At 70.8% G+C, this 16,525-nt stretch carries 17 protein-coding genes; 3 read left to right on the top strand and 14 right to left on the bottom strand.

Annotation, left to right across the window (positions count from 1 at the left end; genetic code table 11):
- The first annotated feature begins 53 nt into the window (after positions 1–53).
- Positions 54–566, top strand: coding sequence for an MFS transporter (locus G406_RS59070; protein WP_051342739.1), 513 nt, complete (start codon positions 54–56; stop codon positions 564–566).
- Positions 530–1,120 carry an MFS transporter gene (locus G406_RS59065; protein ID WP_245607227.1) on the top strand — a complete coding sequence of 197 codons (591 nt, stop codon included), beginning with the start codon at positions 530–532 and terminating at the stop codon, positions 1,118–1,120. The genes G406_RS59070 and G406_RS59065 overlap by 37 nt, the downstream gene beginning before the upstream one ends.
- Before the next feature lie 17 nt (positions 1,121–1,137).
- Here the strand turns inward: G406_RS59065 and G406_RS50245 are convergent, their stop codons facing one another.
- Positions 1,138–2,583 (bottom strand): purine-cytosine permease family protein, encoded by a 1,446-nt coding sequence (locus G406_RS50245; RefSeq protein WP_156935191.1) that lies wholly within the window; start codon positions 2,581–2,583, stop codon positions 1,138–1,140.
- 236 nt (positions 2,584–2,819) lie between these two features.
- On the opposite strand from G406_RS50245, the gene G406_RS0127130 reads away from it, so the two are divergent.
- Complete coding sequence (locus G406_RS0127130; protein WP_037078497.1) at positions 2,820–3,635, top strand: alpha/beta fold hydrolase; 816 nt, start codon at positions 2,820–2,822, stop codon at positions 3,633–3,635.
- A 55-nt stretch (positions 3,636–3,690) separates the two neighbouring features.
- Here G406_RS0127130 and G406_RS50240 read toward each other — a convergent pair whose 3' ends face one another.
- From G406_RS50240 to G406_RS50225, 13 genes are all read right to left on the bottom strand, one after another.
- On the bottom strand, positions 3,691–4,539 hold the full coding sequence (locus G406_RS50240) for an IclR family transcriptional regulator (RefSeq protein WP_156935190.1): 849 nt from the start codon (positions 4,537–4,539) through the stop codon (positions 3,691–3,693).
- Positions 4,536–5,498 (bottom strand): quinone oxidoreductase family protein, encoded by a 963-nt coding sequence (locus G406_RS0127120; RefSeq protein ID WP_028936192.1) that lies wholly within the window; start codon positions 5,496–5,498, stop codon positions 4,536–4,538. The genes G406_RS50240 and G406_RS0127120 overlap by 4 nt, the downstream gene beginning before the upstream one ends.
- The gene (locus G406_RS0127115) at positions 5,498–6,355 is read right to left on the bottom strand and encodes an alpha/beta fold hydrolase (RefSeq protein WP_028936191.1); all 858 of its coding nucleotides are present in this window, start codon (positions 6,353–6,355) and stop codon (positions 5,498–5,500) included. Before G406_RS0127115 ends, G406_RS0127120 begins: the two co-directional genes overlap by 1 nt.
- Positions 6,352–6,498, bottom strand: coding sequence for a hypothetical protein (locus G406_RS57365; protein WP_156935189.1), 147 nt, complete (start codon positions 6,496–6,498; stop codon positions 6,352–6,354). Before G406_RS57365 ends, G406_RS0127115 begins: the two co-directional genes overlap by 4 nt.
- Positions 6,495–7,352, bottom strand: a complete 858-nt coding sequence (locus G406_RS0127105; RefSeq protein WP_028936190.1) for an alpha/beta fold hydrolase — start codon at positions 7,350–7,352, stop codon at positions 6,495–6,497. Before G406_RS0127105 ends, G406_RS57365 begins: the two co-directional genes overlap by 4 nt.
- A gap of 12 nt (positions 7,353–7,364) precedes the next feature.
- A complete protein-coding gene (locus G406_RS50235; protein ID WP_051342736.1) occupies positions 7,365–8,669 on the bottom strand; it encodes a M20 family metallopeptidase in 1,305 nt (434 codons plus the stop codon).
- On the bottom strand, positions 8,666–9,595 hold the full coding sequence (locus G406_RS0127095) for a DODA-type extradiol aromatic ring-opening family dioxygenase (protein WP_028936189.1): 930 nt from the start codon (positions 9,593–9,595) through the stop codon (positions 8,666–8,668). The genes G406_RS50235 and G406_RS0127095 overlap by 4 nt, the downstream gene beginning before the upstream one ends.
- The gene (locus tag G406_RS50230; RefSeq protein WP_051342735.1) at positions 9,595–10,794 is read right to left on the bottom strand and encodes a Rieske 2Fe-2S domain-containing protein; all 1,200 of its coding nucleotides are present in this window, start codon (positions 10,792–10,794) and stop codon (positions 9,595–9,597) included. Before G406_RS50230 ends, G406_RS0127095 begins: the two co-directional genes overlap by 1 nt.
- A 157-nt stretch (positions 10,795–10,951) precedes the next feature.
- Positions 10,952–11,737, bottom strand: coding sequence for an enoyl-CoA hydratase/isomerase family protein (locus G406_RS0127085; RefSeq protein WP_064743088.1), 786 nt, complete (start codon positions 11,735–11,737; stop codon positions 10,952–10,954).
- Between the two features lie 14 nt (positions 11,738–11,751).
- Positions 11,752–14,070, bottom strand: coding sequence for a CaiB/BaiF CoA-transferase family protein (locus G406_RS0127080; RefSeq protein ID WP_028936187.1), 2,319 nt, complete (start codon positions 14,068–14,070; stop codon positions 11,752–11,754).
- Between the two features lie 85 nt (positions 14,071–14,155).
- Positions 14,156–14,902, bottom strand: coding sequence for an SDR family oxidoreductase (locus G406_RS0127075; protein WP_028936186.1), 747 nt, complete (start codon positions 14,900–14,902; stop codon positions 14,156–14,158).
- On the bottom strand, positions 14,902–15,279 hold the full coding sequence (locus G406_RS0127070) for a hypothetical protein (RefSeq protein WP_028936185.1): 378 nt from the start codon (positions 15,277–15,279) through the stop codon (positions 14,902–14,904). Before G406_RS0127070 ends, G406_RS0127075 begins: the two co-directional genes overlap by 1 nt.
- Positions 15,276–16,520, bottom strand: coding sequence for an acyl-CoA dehydrogenase family protein (locus G406_RS50225; RefSeq protein WP_037078494.1), 1,245 nt, complete (start codon positions 16,518–16,520; stop codon positions 15,276–15,278). The genes G406_RS0127070 and G406_RS50225 overlap by 4 nt, the downstream gene beginning before the upstream one ends.
- Positions 16,521–16,525 lie beyond the last annotated feature (5 nt).

The following is a 16,525-nucleotide window of genomic DNA, read 5'->3' as shown; positions in this document are numbered from 1 at the left end:
ACCTTTCGATCTTCGCTGTTGTTCCGCTCCGGACGGCGGCCGAGGGTTGAGCCATGACCACCACGACCGAGCCCGGTACCGGCACGTCACCCCCGCGTGCCTGGGCGGCCATCGCCACGATCGCCACCGCGACCTTCGCCGTGGTGACCACCGAGCTGCTCCCCGTCGGCCTTCTGACCCCCATCGCGGCGGACCTGCGCGTTGCGCCCGGCACGGTCGGGCTGACCATGACCGTGCCGGCGCTCGTCGCCGCCGTGTCCGCCCCATTGCTGACGCTCGTGATCCGGAGCTGGGATCGCCGCTTCGTGCTGGCGGGCCTGGTCGGGCTGCTCGTGCTGGCCAACGCGGTGTCGACGGTGGCCACCGTGTTCCCGGTCCTGCTGGTGGCACGCTTGGCCGCCGGGTTGGCGACCGGCGGGGTGTGGGCCATGGCTGCCGGGCTCGCCATGCGCCTGGTCCCGCCTCGGTCGGTGGCACGCGCCACCTGCTGGTCACCGGGCACTTCGCCGCCTACACCTTCGTGCGCCCGGTGCTGGAGCAGCTCGGTGGCGTCGGGCCGGCGCTGATCAGCGGTGTGCTGCTGGCCTACGGAGTCGCCGGGGTGGTCGGGAACTTCGCGGCGGGCGCTCTCGTGAGCCGTGCGGTGCACCGCACGGTGCTGGTGCTCACCGCTCTGATCGCTGTTCCGATCCTGGTCATGGCAGCGCTCGGGGTCAGCGCCTCGACCGCGCCGGTGCTCCTCGTCGTGTGGGGCCTCGGCTACGGCGGAGCGTCGGTGAGCGCCCAGATGTGGCTGCTGGCCGCCGCACCGAGAATGCCGGAAGCAGCTTCGGCGCTGCTGGTGACCACGTTCAACGCCGGCATCTCCGCCGGAGCGCTCATCGGCGGGCTGGTCATGGACGTCGAGGGCACGGTCGCCGTGCTGTGGGTGAGCACCGGCCTGCTCGTCCTCACGATCGCTGTCGTCACCGCGGCCGCGATCAGCTCGCACGCGTCACGTGGATCGGCCCCGCGGACGAAGGGTTCCCGCGGGGCCGACCGGCAGGGCGTTCAACCAGCGCCCTCGAGGCTGTCAGTCCCGGGGGAGGTACCGACAGCGACCAGAGAATATCCGGAGTGACGCGAACGCGCGCGTTGTCAGGACGCGCGCCCGGAGTCGGCCAGGCTGTGCTCGGTCGCCACCGGGGCCGGATGTCCCACCGTCCACAGCCGGACGACCGGGTACACGACCAGTACCAGCACGGTGGATGCGATGAACCCGAACGGGAACACCCCGGTCTCGCTCAGGACGTAGGCGACGACCGACGCACCGGCCAGGGTCAGCACACCCGCCCAGTTGACCTGCTCGACCTGCGCGGGGCGGGGCGCTCGCCGAGCGACGATGTAGTAGTCCGCGACGACCAGCGCGATGAACCCGACGATCACGATGCCGAGCACCGCGAGGAACCCGGCCAGCTTCTCGAACACGTTCGACGCGATCATCAGCAGGCAGATCGCGTTCGCCAGCAGGATCATGACCAACCGGTTCGGGTGCCTGCCGGACAGGACGAAACACAGGTTGGACAGCGCCAACGCCCCGGAGTACACGTTCAGTACCTGCACCTTGGTCTGCGCCACGTACATGAGCACGAACCCGAGCGTCCCCGACAGGATCACGAAGTAGGCACCGGTGTTGTGCGTGGCGAGGACTCCGGCCTGGGCCACCGCCGTCGCGGCGGTCGACTCGCCGTGCGCAACCAGGTACTCGCCCACCAGCTTGTTACCGCCGGTCAGCACGAGGATGCCGAGCGCGATGCCCACGATGTCGAGCATGATCACGCCGGTCAGGCTGACACCGCCGACCGCGCCGGTGCTGCGGGCGTATCGGTTGTAGTCCGCGTTGACCAGGATCAGCGCGCCGCCCTGGCCACCGAGCATGCCGATGACGGTGATGAACCGCGACGCGTCGGACCCGGTCATCGAGGTACTCGCCTGGGTGAAGGCGTCGGCCAGGGTGACGGTGGAGCCGTGGTAGATCTGGAACGTCATGTAGGCGAGCAGGCACAGGAACACGACGACCAGCGCCGAGGACGTCCGGGTCACCATCGTGATGCCGAACATGCTCAGCAGCACCCATACGGCGGTGAGCACGCCGTACACCAGCACTCTCGTCCCGGTCGTGTCCTGCCAACCGAGAGCGAACAGCGTTCCGTGGTAGAGCACAACGTTCTCGCTGGCCAGCAGACCGATGATCATGATCCCGAAGGCGAGTGAGGAGATCGCGGAGCCGCGCAGACCGAGGCCGTAGAACCGCGGCAGCACGGTGCTCGACAAGCCTTCCTTCCGTGCGATGTTCCCGAAGAGCCAGCCCAGCGCCATGATGAGCGTGCCGACCAGCGCCCCGGCCACCAGTCCCATGATCGAGCCGACCAGTGCGGTGATCGTGCCGGCGATGGTCAGCTGCAGCAGCGAGGTGGCGACACCGGCGGGCAGCCAGGACAGGTACCACCCGGACTTGCGCTGGTCGGCGGGAACCGGCGTCAGCGAGTTGTCGTCGATGGCCTGCCACATTCGGCCGCCGACTTGCGTCTTGTCGTTCGCCACAGAGCTGCACCTCACCTGTTCGGGTGTGCCCACCCTCACAAGCACCCGAACCGGCTACAACGAATCCGGTTCGCTCTCCGGACCGGGCACGACTCAGACGACACCGCGCACGCCGCGTCCACGCCGCGCGATGTGCACGTGGCGCGGGGTGAACAGACGGTGCGCGATGTGCGGATGGTCCGTTCACCGGTCCGCTGTGGTTGAGGGAGCCGGCGGTAGCGCTCACCGTGAGCGGTATGCGTCCCGCCCGCTTCGGTTACGCCGACACCCCGCTCGGCCAGCTCCACTACGTCGAGCAGGGTGAGGGACCGCCGGTGCTGCTGCTGCACCAGACGCCGCGTTCGCACGACGAGTTCCGCGAGCTGCTGCCGCTGCTCGCCGCCGGTCACCGCGCGATCGCGATGGACATGCCGACCTTCGGCAGGAGCGCCACGTGCCCGCCGCCGCACACCATCGAGCACTTCGCGGTGGGCGCGCTCGCCCTGCTAGACGCGCTGTCCGTGCACGGCGCCGCCGTACTCGGCCATCACACCGGCGGGGCCGTCGCGATCGAGATGGCCGCCTCCGCCCCGGAGCGGGTGAGTGCACTGGTGCTGTCCTCCACACCGTACACCGACCCGTCGTACCGCGCGTCGCACGCCGCCGGGCCCTCGGTCGACGTCGTGGACCCGACCGAGGACGGGAGCCATCTCCTCGCACTCTGGGAACAGCGCCGCCCGTACTACCCCGCACCGTCCGCACCGCTGCTCGACCGCTTCGTCCACGACGCGCTCGCGCCGGGCGTCGACCCCGCCGAGGGGCACCAGGCCTGCGCCCGCTATCGGATGGAGGATCGGATACCGCTGGTCGAGGCCCCGGTGCTCCTGCTGGGTGCGGAGGCCGACCCGTTCGCGCTCCCGGCGCTGGAGCGCCTGGCCGCCGCGCTGCCCACCCTGCCGCGCACGGCCGTCATCGCCGGCGGCACGATCCCGTTGATGGAGCAGAAGGCCGCCGAGGTCGCCGCCGAGGTACTCCCGTTCCTCGGCTCGCCCCAGCAGATCACCACCGTCTGAGGGCTGTGTCGTGGCACCCGATCAGCCCTGACGCGGTGATGATCTTCGAGGTCGGCTAGGCGGTTGCGCGGCCCAGGGTGGAGATCGTCTTGGTGATCCGGCCGCCGACCATGCTCAGCAGACCGGCGAACTTCGTGACGTCGGCACGGAACACCGGCGCCGTCACCGACAACGCGGCGATCGTGGCGCCGCTCGACCCGGCCAGCGGGATGGCGACGCTCAGGAAACCGATCCGGGTCTGCTCCCGTTCGACCGCGTAGCCGAGCTCCCGAGCCCGGGCCAGCTCTTGCATCAGCAGCCCCGGTGTGGAGACGGTGTGCGGGGTGACCCGTTCGAACGGCGTGGTCAGTACCTCGTCGAGCACCGTGCGGGCACCGAAGGCGAGCAGTGCCTTGCCGGTCGCGGTGCAGTGCAGCGGCATGCGACCGGCGACCCTCGACGGCCGGGTGATCTGGCCGTGGCCGGACACCTTCTCCAGGTAGAACACCTCGAGACCGTCCAGCACCGCGAGGTGGATCGTCTCATTGGTGGCCTGGTACAGGTCCTCCATGTACGGCCGCGCCGCCTCACGGATGATGCGTTGCCGGGGCACGCGCTGCCCGATCTCGAACAGGCGCATGCCGAGCCGGTAGTCCGAGCCCCGGCGTTCCAGCAGCCCCCACCGCAGCAGCTCCTGCGCGAGCCGGTGCACCGACGCCTTGGCCACGCCGGACCGGCGGGCGATCTCGGACAGACTCAGGTGCTCGTCGTCCGGTCCGAAGGTCTCCAGGATGAGCTGGACCTTGCCCAGAACGCTGCTGCCCCGTTCCGGCGACTCCTCGGCGAGTGCGTGCATCCGGTCAGGGTCACCCAGCGTCTCGGACCCGGTCAACGGACCCAGTCCGTTCACCGGAACGCGGGTCACCCGACGGAGTGCGGGAGGACCGCTGCCCGACCCTCCACCCGTCCGGCACGCAGCTTCTCGACCGCGAGCGCCGTGTCGTTCAGCTCGAAGGTCTGCACCGGGACCCGTAGCTCCCCCGCCGCCAGTCGCGCCACGAGCTCGCCGGCCACCTCACGGGCCCGACGTTCCCGCCGAATCATGTTGAGCGGCAGCAGTGCCACGTCGTCGAGCAGCCACGACGGCAGATCGATCCGCGTCTCGGCTCCGGTCACGTAGCCGATCACCACGGCGCGACCGCCCTGGCGTACCCAGCGGGAGCGGCTGACGAGGTCCGCGCCGCCGAGTGTGTCCACCAGCAGGCTCGCCCCTCGTTCCTTCGCCAGACGCTCCGTGGTCGCCGCGTCGGTCGCGTCGACCGCCTCGACTCCGTCCGGGACCTGGCCCAACTGGTCGGGCCGCCCCACGACACCGAGCACGGTCGCGCCGGCCGCGCGAGCCTGCTGCGCGACCATCGACCCGACCGCACCCGCCGCCCCCACCACGATGACGGTCTCCCCCGCCTCCAGCCGGGCGACGTCGTGCAGGGCCACATGTGCGGTGGTGGCCGGCACGAAGAACGTCGCGGCGACGGCAGGCGGCAACGACTGATGCAGCCGGGTCACCGCTTTCACCGGGACGGCGACCCGTTCCGCCCAGCAGCCGTCACGCAGCAGTCCGAGGCCGCCACCACGCAGCATGACCTGGGTGTCCGGTGGCAACGACGGGTCGTCGGACTCGAGGACGACGCCCGCGCCCTCGACGCCGCCGATGTAGGGCAGCGGAGGGCGCATGCCGAAGTCGCCGCCGGACACCGTCACGTCCAGGTGCGCGACCGCCGCCGCCCGCACCTCGACCAACAGCTCGCCCTGGCCTCGCACCGGTTCCGGGACCTCGTCGAGGACCGGCGGGGCACCCCACTCGTGGAAGCGGGCCGCCCGCATCAGCCGGACGCCTTGCTCAGGAACGCGAGGCTCAGCGGGTTGTACAGCGCGGCCTGCTCGTGCTGCGGCCAGTGACCGCACTTCTCGAACAGCTCCAGCCGCGAGCCGGGGATCGCCTCGTGCATCTTCGACGCCTCCGGCACCTCACCGAACGGGTTCTGCCTGCCCCAGACGATGAGGGTCGGCTGAGTGATCCTGGCGAGGTCCTCGGTGCGCAGCAGGTTGCGCTGGCGGCGTTCCATGTCCTGCAGCGAAAGCAGGTTGTCGATGTTCGCCACGAAATCGGGCCGGTGGTAGATGGCGTGCCGGACGTCGACCAGTTCCTCGGTGGCGTCGACGGGGTCGGCCATCAGCAGCCGCAGCCGCTTGCGGGTCAGCTCCACGTCGTCGCTGGCCACGGCTTCGCGGGTGCTGGTCCGAATCCGGTCCATGACCTCGGGGTTCGCCACCGTCCCGCCCGCGCACAGCAGCTGAAGGCTGATCACCCGCGCCGGGTGCTCGATCGCCAACCGGGCTCCGACCCAGCCACCGAGGGACTCGCCGACGATGTGCGCGCGGTCGATCCCCACCGCGTCCAGGTAGTCGACGAGATGCGTGACGTAGTCCGAGATCTCGTACGGCCGGTCGGGTTTGCCGGTGTAGCCGTGGCCGAGCATGTCGATCGCGTGGCAGTCGAAGTGCTCGGCGTGCGCCACCAGGTTGCGGGAGAACGCCTCCAGATGGCCGCTGGTGCCGTGCAGGAACACCACGCTGTCCCTGTCCGGATCGCCGGCGCGCAGGGCCCGGGTCGGCACGCCGGCCGCGTCGATGTACTCGACCCGGTGGGCGATCGGGGTCAGGTCGGTCCAGATGCTCACGATGTGCTGCTCCGAGAGGTCGAGGGCTGGTGGTGGTTGATGCGGTGCACCTGCGTGTTGCTGCGCGCCGCGAGCCGTCGCAGCAGGAACGCGGTGCCGAACAGCGCCGACAACGCGGCGAAGAGCTTCGTGCGACGGGTCATCCGGACGTCGCCTCCAGTGACCGGAGGAAGCCGCTGACCACGGCGTGGAACGCACCCGGCCGCTCCTCCTGTGGATGGTGCGAGACGTGGTCCATCACGTGCAGGTTCCCGTTCGGCACCATGCGCGCCAGCATGAGCGGATAGTCCGGGGTCAGGAACGCGTCGTGCATGCCCCAGACGAACAGCGTCGGTGCCTGCACCTGGCCCAGCTCGGTGGTGAGGTCCTGCCAGTCGCCGCGAGGAGAGTCCGACATCGCGGCCAGCTCGCGTTCCTCCGGGTCGAGGCTCTGCCGGTACCGCAGCTCGAGGGTCTCCTCGGGCAGTTTCGTCCCGTCGTACCACTCCAGCCTGCTGATCAGCTGGCGCATCTTCTCCCTGGTCGGGCCCTCTCCCCCGTAGTAGGCGTCGCGCGCGTTGCGGCCCCGGCGCGCACCTTCCGGCAGGGGTGCGAGCGGGCCGTAGAACACCGGCATGCTGCCGGTGACCACGAGGGACCGCACCCGGTCCGGGTACTTCGCGGCCAGGTTGAGCGCGATGGTCCCGCCCCACGAGTTGCACACGAAGTCCGCCTCGGCGATGCCGAGTGTGTCGAGCAGCGCGACCGTCTTCGCCGCGTGGTAATCCCACATCGGCCCGCTGATCCGGATCTTGTCCGACCGGCCGTACTGCAGGATGTCCGGCAGCACGCAGTGCCGGTCGGCCGCGAACAGGCCGGCTACGGGCCCGAAGTCGCTCCATGCCGTGCACCCCGGGCCGCCCCCGTGCAGGAACACGGTGTCCGGGCCGGTGCCCAGCTCGTGATAGTGGTAGTTCACGCCGTCCGCGTCGGCGTATCGGCTCGCGGGAGGGTGCATCGTCGCCTTCCGTCAGTGGGTCTCGTCGGCCCGGGTGGTGGACAGGGTGATCCGGGCGAGTACTTCGCAGAGCCGGCGCATCGCACGGACGTCCACGGTGTTCATGCCCCGGGAGAAGTCGACCTCGAAGTCGTCGGACACCACCTTGGGCATGCCCACCCGCACCGTCGGGATACCCCGGGCACGCAGGATGTTGGCGTCGGTCGCTCCGCTGTTGTCCGCGACCGGCTCGTGCGGCCGTCCGTTCGTCCGTTCCCACGCGTCGATCGCCTCGCGGACGAACGGCGAGTCCGGCGGCGTGTGGGTGCCGGGAACGGCCAGGACGAGGTCGAGCCCCAGGTCGACACCCAGCTCGGTCCCCAGCTGTGCCAGGTAGGAGGCGAGCTCACGGCGGACGGCCACCGGCGTCGTGCCCGGTGCGATCCGCAGGTCGAGCCGGATCCGGCACTCGGCGGGGGTGACCGCGAGCATCCGCTCCCACCCGCCGGCGATCGCGCCGATCACCCCCTGCGGGGCCGCCGTCGGCGTGCGATGACGGGCCGGGTAGTCGGCCAGCCAGGATTCCAGCCTCGTCACCACGGTCGCCGCGGTGACGATCGGGTTGGCGTAGGGCAGGCGATGGCGGCTGCCCACGTAGGTGTGGATGCCCGGCACGGTGATCTCGAACCAGCACAGCCCGACCTCGTCGTGCGCGATGAAGTCGCCGGGTTTGGCGATGACCGCGCGGTCGGTGTGCCAGCCGCGTTCGAGCAGGAACGAGCAGCCGACGCCATGGCCGGTGTTCGCCCGGCCCGGGTAGCCGCTCGCGGCGATGCTGTTGGTGGGCATGCCGCCGGCGCCGAACGCGACCACGACGTCACCGTCGAGCCGGGCTCCGACGGCACCGAGTGCCTCGGCCAGAACGAGGATGCAGGCCGCGTGCCCCTTCGGGTTGCTCGCGCCGAGCCCGGTGACGAACGGACCGCCGACGACGGCGTCGGGCAGCATGTCCGGGCGCAGTGTCGGTCCGATCCACGGCACGTCGAGATCGGCGTCGCCGGTGGTCAGGGTGTCGATCGGCGCGTACAGCATCAGGTCGGGCCCCCGCCCGCTGCCGCGCAGCCTGCCGACCGCGTTCGCCTGGTGTTCGTCGAGGTGCTGTGCCTGCGCGACCAGCCCCGCACGGTTCAGCCGGTCGGCCAGCCAATGCGCCAGCGGCGCCTCCCTGCCGGTGGGGCTGGGGATGTCGGTGACATCCACGGCCGCCGCCCGCAGCCGTTCCTCGGTGATCCGGCCCAGTACCTCGCCGAGCAGCGCCTCGGTGCCGGGCGCGGTCACGGTTCGATCACCGCGACGCCCATGCCGGTCAGCCATTCGGGCATGGCCGCGTAGGCGAGCGCCCTGCCCGGCGCGAAGCCGAGCGCGGCGGCCATGATGAGCCAGCTGCGCAGCTCCTGCCCACCGTTGCCCGCTCTGCGTTCGATCTCCGACGTGGACAGCCCGGCGTACTGCTCCAGCTCGCCGCGTTCCAGTGCCGCGAGGAACTCTTCGTCGAACTCGGGGAAGATCGCCGGGCGGGCCGCGGTGATGATCTCCCGGCGCCGTCCGTCGTACCGCTCCCAGTCTCCTCGCCCGTTCAGCCAGGCCTCGACGAGGAACTCCTCGTCATCGCCGACCGGGTTGCGCCAGTCCGACGGCCACGGCAGCTGGTGGGACAGCCCGCCGGAAGCGATGACCGCGACCCGACCGCCGGGCAGTCCCTCGATCGCCTCGGCCAGGTTCCGGCCCAGCTCGACGCAGCGGTCGACGCGCGGCAGCGGCGCCGCGAACACGTTGACGACCAGCGGCACGACCGGGACGTCGAGCTCACGCAGCAGGTACTGGATGGCGTGGGTCTGGCCGTGGTCGATCTGCAGTCGCGCCGAGATCGCCACCTCGGTGCCCCGCTCGACGAGCTGCTCGGCGAGGGCGCGGGCGAACACCGGGTCGGTGCGTTGCGGACCGGACGGGGTCTTCGACTCACCGGAGCCGATCACCTCACCGACGCCGAGGGTGAAGGCCGGGATCAGGTCCAGCCAGAAGCCACGGAAATGGTTCGACCCGACGATGACCGCGACGTCGGGGCGAGCCGCCGCGACGGTGTCCCGCGCCTCGCCGAGCGCCGCACGGAACCGGTCCGCGCGATCGACGTGCACGACCTTGTCCCAGTGGGTGTTCATCAGCGTCGAGTGCGACGCCCCGACCCCGACCACGATCTCCGCCATCAGCCCACACCTGACTCACGCAGTCGCGCGGCCCGCTCCTCGGAGATCTCTTCGGCGAGCTTTCGCCACTGCAGCAGCGAGTCGTCCGGCCGGTAGAGCCGTTCCGGCGGTGCGTCGGTGACCTCGACCATCCATTTGTCCTGCGCCGAGAACTGGCCGTGGAAGAGCCAGCGGACGAAACCGAGGTACTTCAGGTAGAACGGGAGGACTTTCAGCCCTCGACGGAATTCGACCATGATCCCGACGTACAGATGGTTCTCCGCGTCGATCGGCGCATAGAACTCGTAATGGATGAACGTCGGGTAGACGATCCGCAGTATTCCGGGCATCGCCACCGACGCGAAACCGGGAAAGTTCTGTTCCGCGATCACCGGATCGACCTCGCGGTGGCTCCCGGTGTTACCGATGTTGCCGACCTTCTTCGGCGGTTTCAGCTTGAACCATGCCTGGTTGCTCCACGGCCCCAGCCCCGGGAAGTCCGCCTCCCAGTGCTGTTCCAGCTGCACCCGGTAGATCCACCTGCCGCGCCGCTCGATGCGGGTCTTGTTCCACACCGGCATGGCCTTGAACAGCCGCCACAGCGAGGTGCGGTGCAGATACTTCGCGTGCCCCTCGTCGTAGCCGTTCTCGCACGCGAACCGCCAGTTGCCGACGCGCCGCTGGATCCGCGAACCGGCCACCGCGGCGTTGCCCGCGAGCTCCTCGGGGAGGTGCTGGTCGATCGGCGGCGCCTCCTCACCGTCGCCGATGAACACCCAGACCATGCCGAGCCGTTCCGCGACCGGGTAGGTCGGCTGGGTGACCTTGCCGCAGATCGGTGACTCGGGCCCGTCGGTGATCGCGGCCTTCAGCTCACCGGTGCCCAGGTCGAACGTCCAGCCGTGGTACGGGCAGGAGATCGTGCCGGGGAACTGCTGGTTGCCCTCGCTGAGCGGGACGCCCCGGTGCGGGCACCGGTCCTTGAGCCCGTACACGGTGCCGTTGTCCCGGATCAGCACGATCTTCTCGCCGAGCATCGTCACCTGGGTCGGTTTTCCGGTGATCGCCGACGAATAACACACCGGATACCAATAGCCCCGGAATCCCGCGGCGGCCGCCTGATAATTGGGCCAGGTCGACCAGTCCTGCCGGCCGGGAAGCTTTCCGGGCTGGACCGGGCGGCGACGCGAGGTGGTGGCCGTCCTGCTCGGTTCGCTCATGACCGCTCCATTTCGGTACTCGCAATTCCGCACGTCGCGCCGAGCGCGATCGACACGAGTCCACCATCGGGGTGTCCCGCGACCAAGCAGTCCGGTCCGCTGTGCGAACCGCGGTCCGCACGGCCGAGGCTGGACCGCTCACCGGACCGGCCTCGCGTCATCGGCCGGTGAAGGTCGGGGGGCGTTTGTCCAGGAAAGCCTGCAGTCCCTCCGCGGCATCCAGGGTGCCCATGAGTGCCTGCACCCCCGTTTCCTCCCGTTCCAACGCGTCCTCGATGGGTAGGCCGAAGCCCTCGTCGACCACGCACTTGAGCAGGCCGATCGCCCTGGTCGGCTTGGCGGCCAGCCGCTGGGCCTGCTCGGTGACCGCGGCGTCGAACGCGTCGGCGTCCACCACCGAGTCCACGAGTCCCAGCTCCAGAGCGCGGGAGGCGGACAGGCGCTCTCCCTCGATCATCAGGCGGCGGGCGAGGTGCGGCCCGACGAGCCGGGGCAGTCGTTGGCTGCCCCCCGCGCCGGGAAACAGCCCGAGGGCGATCTCCGGGAACCCGAACGTCGCTTCCGAGGCCAGAATTCGCAGGTCACAAGCCAGTGACAGCTCGGCGCCGCCGCCGAGGGCGTGCCCGTTCATGGCGGCCACAACGGGCTTGGGCGCGAGCTCGATCACCCGTTGCACGTCGATCCAGCGCCGCATCCGCGCCTGGTTAGACGCCGACAGGTCCCGCATGACGGCGATGTCGGCGCCCGCCACGAAGAACCGGCCCGTCCCGGTGATCACGATGCACCGGACCGCCGGGTCCGCCGCGAGCGACGGAAGGACCGCGAGGAACTCCTGGATCATCGCCGGGTCGACCGCGTTGGCCGGAGGCCGGTCGATCCGCACCGTCGCCACCGCCCCGTCGTGGGTGACCCGCAGAACCGACCGCGTCTGGCCGCCGCTCATCTCCACTCCCCGTGTCATTCGATCGCGCCCGCCGCCCGCAGGCCGTCGAGCTGTTGTTCGCCGATGCCGAGCAGTTCGCTCAGTACCGCTGCCGTGTGCTGTCCGAGCAGTGGCGCGGGTGCGCCCAGCGAGCCCGGAGTCGCGGTGAGCCGAGCGACGATGCCCTCGTGCCGGACCGGGCCGGCGACCGGATGCTGCAGCACCGGGTAGAACCCGCGTGCCGCGAGATGCTCGTCGTTCTCGACGAGGTCACGGCCCGACGCGACCGGTGCGGCGGCGATTCCCACCGCCTGGAGCCGTCCGGCCAGAGCCTTGCTCGGTTGGTCCCGGGTCCAGTCGGCGAGCCAGCCGTCGACCTCGTCCTCGGCCTCACGTCTGTCGTCGAGACCGGCGCCGACGGGTGCGGCGGGGTGCTCGGCGCCGACCAGTTCGACGAGCTCACGCCACCGTGCGTCGTCCTGGACGGCGATCGCGATCCAGCGGTCGTCGCCATGTGTCGGGTACACACCGTGCGGCACCATCGCGGGCGAGCGGTTCGGTTGCCCGGCGGTGCGCCGGTCGAGCGCCAAGCCGGGGAACGCGGTCTCGGTGACGGCGCTGCCCATCGTGGCCGCCATCGCCTCCAGCTGCGAGAGGTCGACGTGCCGGCCTCGCCCTCGGGAGAGCAGGTCCAGCGTGGCGAGCACCGCCGCGTTCGCCGCCACCATGTCACCCAGACCGAACGTCAGGCCTTGAGGTGCGCCACCGGGATCCCGCATCTCGCTCGACAGGCCGGACATGGCGGCGAGCGTGTCGGCGAACGTCACGGCGTCGCGCCACGGCCCGGTCTGGCCGACCCCGGCCATCGACACCAGGATCACCTCGGGATTGAGCTTGGTCAGCGAGGTGTAGTCCATGCCCCATCGGTCGAGCACGCCCGGGCTGAAGTTCTCCACGACGACGTCGCAGTGCGCGACCAGGTCGCGTAGCAGCTGCTGTCCCTGCTCGGTACGCAGGTTGAGCGCGACGCTGCGTTTGCCCCGGTTGAAGTTCAGGAAGTAGCCGCTGTCGTCGGGGCCCGCGTCCGGGCGCAGCCGCATCGACGGCGCGAACCGGGTCGGGTCCTGGCGGTGTCTCGACTCGATCTTGATGATCTCGGCGCCGTGTTCGGCAAGGATCTTGGTCGCGTAGGGGCCGGCGAGCACCCAGGTCAGGTCCAGAACCCGCAACCCGCCCAGCGCGCCACCGGGCCCCGTCGCGCGACGGTCGCCCTCGCGCGGCCGCGGCGAGCCCCACGGCGTGGCCTGCGCTTCCCGTAGTGCGTCGAGACGCACCGGCCTGGGCAGACCGGGTGACTCGAACGGGAAACCCACATCTCGCACCGCGCCGCCGGGTAGTCCGTCCCCGGTCACCGTGACGAAGAACCGCCGATCGAGCAGCTGCGGGTTCTCCACCAGCCGGGCGGGCTCGACGACCTCTGCCCACGGCAACGCACGCTCCCGGCCCCGCTCGGCCATGTCTCGCGCGGATCGCTTCGCGACGAACCGCCCGACCACGTCGTCCACGTGCGGACGTTCCCGCCAGCGGGTCACCGGGTCGGCCCACCGCTCGTCGAGCAGGTCCCCGGCCTCGCCCTCCTCGTCGAGCCAGGCGAGCAGGTCGGTCCACATGCGGTTGCTTCCCGAGTACCCGCCCGCCACGTATCCGTCCGCCGCCGCGAAGATCCGGTGGGCCACGTGCTGGTACACACCGCCGTTGCGCACCGGGTAGTGGCCCGCGTGAATCCAGCTGATGGCCGCGGTCTCGAGCGTCGCGGCCACCGCTTCCTGCGCGGAGACGTCCACCAGCTGGCCGGACCCGATCCGGTCGCGGGCCAGCACGCCGAGCATCGCGGCCACCGCCGCGTGCGCGCCCGCGACCTGCACGGCCTGCGCGCGCGGTGGCGGCATCGGGGGCCCGTCCGCGCGGCCACCGAGCCAGGCCATACCGCCGGCGGCGGCGAGCACCAGGTCGTCGGCGACCCGGTCGCGGTGTGGACCGGTCAGCCCGAAGGGCGTCACCACGACGTGCACGGCGTGCGGCCACCGGGACGTGCCGTCGGGTCGCAGCCCACGCAGTGCCGCCACCGGTCCGCTCTCCAGCACGATGTCGGCCCGGGCGGCGAGCTCGTCCAGGGGCCGATCCCCCGGCGCGAGCCGAACCCAGCGCTTCCCCGCGTGCCAGTGCACGGTGGCGGCGCCGTCCGGTTCGGCGGGCTCGTCGACCCGGACGACATCCGCACCGAGCCCCACCAGCAGCCGGGCGCCCTGGAAGGCCAGTTCGTCGGTCAGATCCAGAACCCGCGGTTCGGACACGTGATCTCCTCATCGTCGGGGCGCTCGGCGCCGACGCTAGGTCGGTGGCCGCTCGGTGCGAAGTGATCCGGTCTGCCCAGCGAACTCACCGCATGAACAGGCCGCCGTTGACGTCGACGGTCGTGCCGGTGAGGTAGCCCGCCTGCTCGCCGCACAGGTACGCAACCAGGCCCGCGACCTCCTCGGCGGTGCCGAACCGCCCGACCGGGATCGCCGCGAGTGCGCGATCGAGCTGCTCGGGGTCCATTCCGTCCATCACCGGGCCGCGGATCGCGGCGGGTGCCACCGCGTTCACCGTGACACCGGTCGAGGCCAGCTCACGCGCGAAGATCTTGGTGAGCACCAGGATGCCGGCCTTCGACGACGCGTAGTGCGCACCCGCGACCAGGCCGCCCTGCTGGCCGGCGAGCGACGCCATGTTGACGATTCGTCCCCAGCCCCGCTCCCGCATGCCGGGAGCGAGTCGTCTCGTGGTGACGAGCACGCTGCGCAGGTTGGTGGCGAGCACGTCGTCCCACTCGTCCAGCTCGATGTCCCAGACCGAGCGCGACACCGTGCGCGCCGCGTTGTTGACCAGCACATCGGGCTCACCGAGCCGGTCCCGTGCCTCGTCGCAGGCCACCTGGACCGCCCGTTCGTCCCGCACGTCGACCGCGATGCCGATCGCCGTCCGTCCGTCCGGGTCCAGCGTGTCCGCGACCCGGCGAGCGCTCTCGCCGTCGAGGTCGAGCAGCGCCACCCGATGTCCGCGGCGGTGCAGCTCGACGGCAGCGGCCGCGCCGAGCCCTCTGCCCGCGCCGGTCACCACCGCGGTCCTGCTCGGGTCCGCCATCACTCGTTCCCGAAGAACAGCGGGCGCCCGAGCCGGGCCTGGATCGTGAAGTAGTGCCAGAGCCGCACCTCGCCCACCGGGTGGTCGCGCAGGATGGAACACACCCGCGCCGCGGTCGCGTAGTCCGGGATGTCGGCGAGGATGTAGGCGGTCCAGGGGAACGTCGTCGACGGGCCGACCATGACCTCGTCGTCGTCCATCGTGCCGAGGACCCGCACACCGAAGCGCCCGGCCAGGTCGGCGAACGCGCGCCTCGACTCGTCGATCACCAGCGCCCGCTCCGCCGCGTCGGTGGCGAAGAACGCGTCCCGCACCCCGATGCAGAACAGCGTCCGGATCGCCTTGCGGGAATCCTCCCGGTAGTCCTGCGCGCTCATGCCACTCCTTCTCGGGTTGCGGTGGTCCGGGGCCTGCTGTCCGGCCCGGTCTCGTCGAAGCCGATCGCCGGGGCCAGCTCGACGCCGACCGAGGTCGCGCCGATCAGCTCGCGCGCGGCGTGGTTGGCGAACGGCATGAACGGACCGGCCTGGACGTCGCGCCACATGCGCTCGAACGGCAGCTTCCGCACGTAGGCGGCGCCGCCGACAACCTCGACGAGCGTCGTCATGACCTCGACCGCGTTGTTGGCGCACACGTACTTGACCAGCGCACAGCGCGCGAGCCCTTCCTGGACGCTGAGCTGGGCGAACATCCGCCCGGCCGTGGCCTCCTCGGCGTGCCGGTACAACACCGACCGGGACTGCTCGACCAGGATCTCCGCCCTGGCCAAGGTGTCCATGATGAGCGGCTGGGTCGCGATGCCCCGCCGGACGACCTGACGCGTCGCCCAGCCCAGCGCACCGACCGCGATGCCGTTGTACACCGCGCCGAACGCGGGCATCGCCCAGGCGAACACGGTCTCGAACACCCGCGCGTCGAGGTGTCCGACGGGCAGCGAGTGGACCACGGCCTCGTCCGGCACGTACAGGTCGGTGAACTCCACGTCGTTGCTCTGGGTGCCGCGCATCCCCATCATGTCCCAGTTCTGGTGGATGGTGACCGCTGGATCGGCCAGCTCGACGCGCATCAGCAGCAGGCGCGGCCCCCGGACCGGGTCCTCGTAGCGCGCGGTGGTCGAGCAGTGGGTCGCCACCGAGGTGTTGGTGCCGAAGTTCTTCCGGCCGTTGACCAGGAACCCGCCGTCCACCTTCCTGGCCGTGGTCCGCGCATCGGTCATCAGGTTCGGGCTGCCGATCTCGCTGGTCACCGCCGCCCAGACGAGCCGGTCCTCGGCGGCCGCGCGCAGGAACTCGGCCAGTTTCGGGTCCCGGGTGCGGCGCCACACCGCCGACCACTGCCCGAGTGGCGAGAGGTGCATGTTGACCGCGAGCGCCGTCGCGCCGTCACCCATCGCCAGGCGCTCGATCGCCGGAATCGCCTCCGCCTGGGTGGCGCCCCGGCCGCCCAGCTCCTCGGGCAACGTCAACCGCAGGAACCCGCTCGCCCGCATGTCGTCGTAGTTCTCGAACGGGAACGTGTTGTCCTGGTCGTGGCGCTGGGCGCGCTCGGCGAAGACGTCGGCGAGCGTGCCCGCCAGATCGACGAACTCCTGCTGACGTTCGCTCAGACACTGCTTCATCGGAC

Source organism: Actinospineispora spinosispora DSM 44797, assembly GCF_000429025.1.
In the GTDB taxonomy this organism is placed as follows: Bacteria; Actinomycetota; Actinomycetes; order Mycobacteriales; family Pseudonocardiaceae; genus Pseudonocardia; species Pseudonocardia spinosispora.
The sequence above is the reverse complement of the archived record's forward strand: the minus strand, read 5'-3'. Positions and strand labels throughout refer to the sequence as shown.

Bases quoted from the DNA above. Each gene is read 5' to 3' on its own strand.
- G406_RS59070 (WP_051342739.1), top strand. From the start codon at position 54: ATGACCACCACGACCGAGCCCGGTACCGGCACGTCACCCCCGCGTGCC.
- G406_RS0127085 (WP_064743088.1), bottom strand. From the start codon at position 11,737: ATGAGCGGCGGCCAGACGCGGTCGGTTCTGCGGGTCACCCACGACGGG.
- G406_RS0127095 (WP_028936189.1), bottom strand. From the start codon at position 9,595: ATGGCGGAGATCGTGGTCGGGGTCGGGGCGTCGCACTCGACGCTGATG.
- G406_RS50230 (WP_051342735.1), bottom strand. From the start codon at position 10,794: ATGAGCGAACCGAGCAGGACGGCCACCACCTCGCGTCGCCGCCCGGTC.
- G406_RS0127120 (WP_028936192.1), bottom strand. From the start codon at position 5,498: ATGCGGGCGGCCCGCTTCCACGAGTGGGGTGCCCCGCCGGTCCTCGAC.
- G406_RS0127130 (WP_037078497.1), top strand. From the start codon at position 2,820: ATGCGTCCCGCCCGCTTCGGTTACGCCGACACCCCGCTCGGCCAGCTC.
- G406_RS50225 (WP_037078494.1), bottom strand. From the start codon at position 16,520: ATGAAGCAGTGTCTGAGCGAACGTCAGCAGGAGTTCGTCGATCTGGCG.
- G406_RS0127075 (WP_028936186.1), bottom strand. From the start codon at position 14,902: ATGGCGGACCCGAGCAGGACCGCGGTGGTGACCGGCGCGGGCAGAGGG.
- G406_RS0127070 (WP_028936185.1), bottom strand. From the start codon at position 15,279: ATGAGCGCGCAGGACTACCGGGAGGATTCCCGCAAGGCGATCCGGACG.
- G406_RS0127105 (WP_028936190.1), bottom strand. From the start codon at position 7,352: ATGCACCCTCCCGCGAGCCGATACGCCGACGCGGACGGCGTGAACTAC.
- G406_RS57365 (WP_156935189.1), bottom strand. From the start codon at position 6,498: ATGACCCGTCGCACGAAGCTCTTCGCCGCGTTGTCGGCGCTGTTCGGC.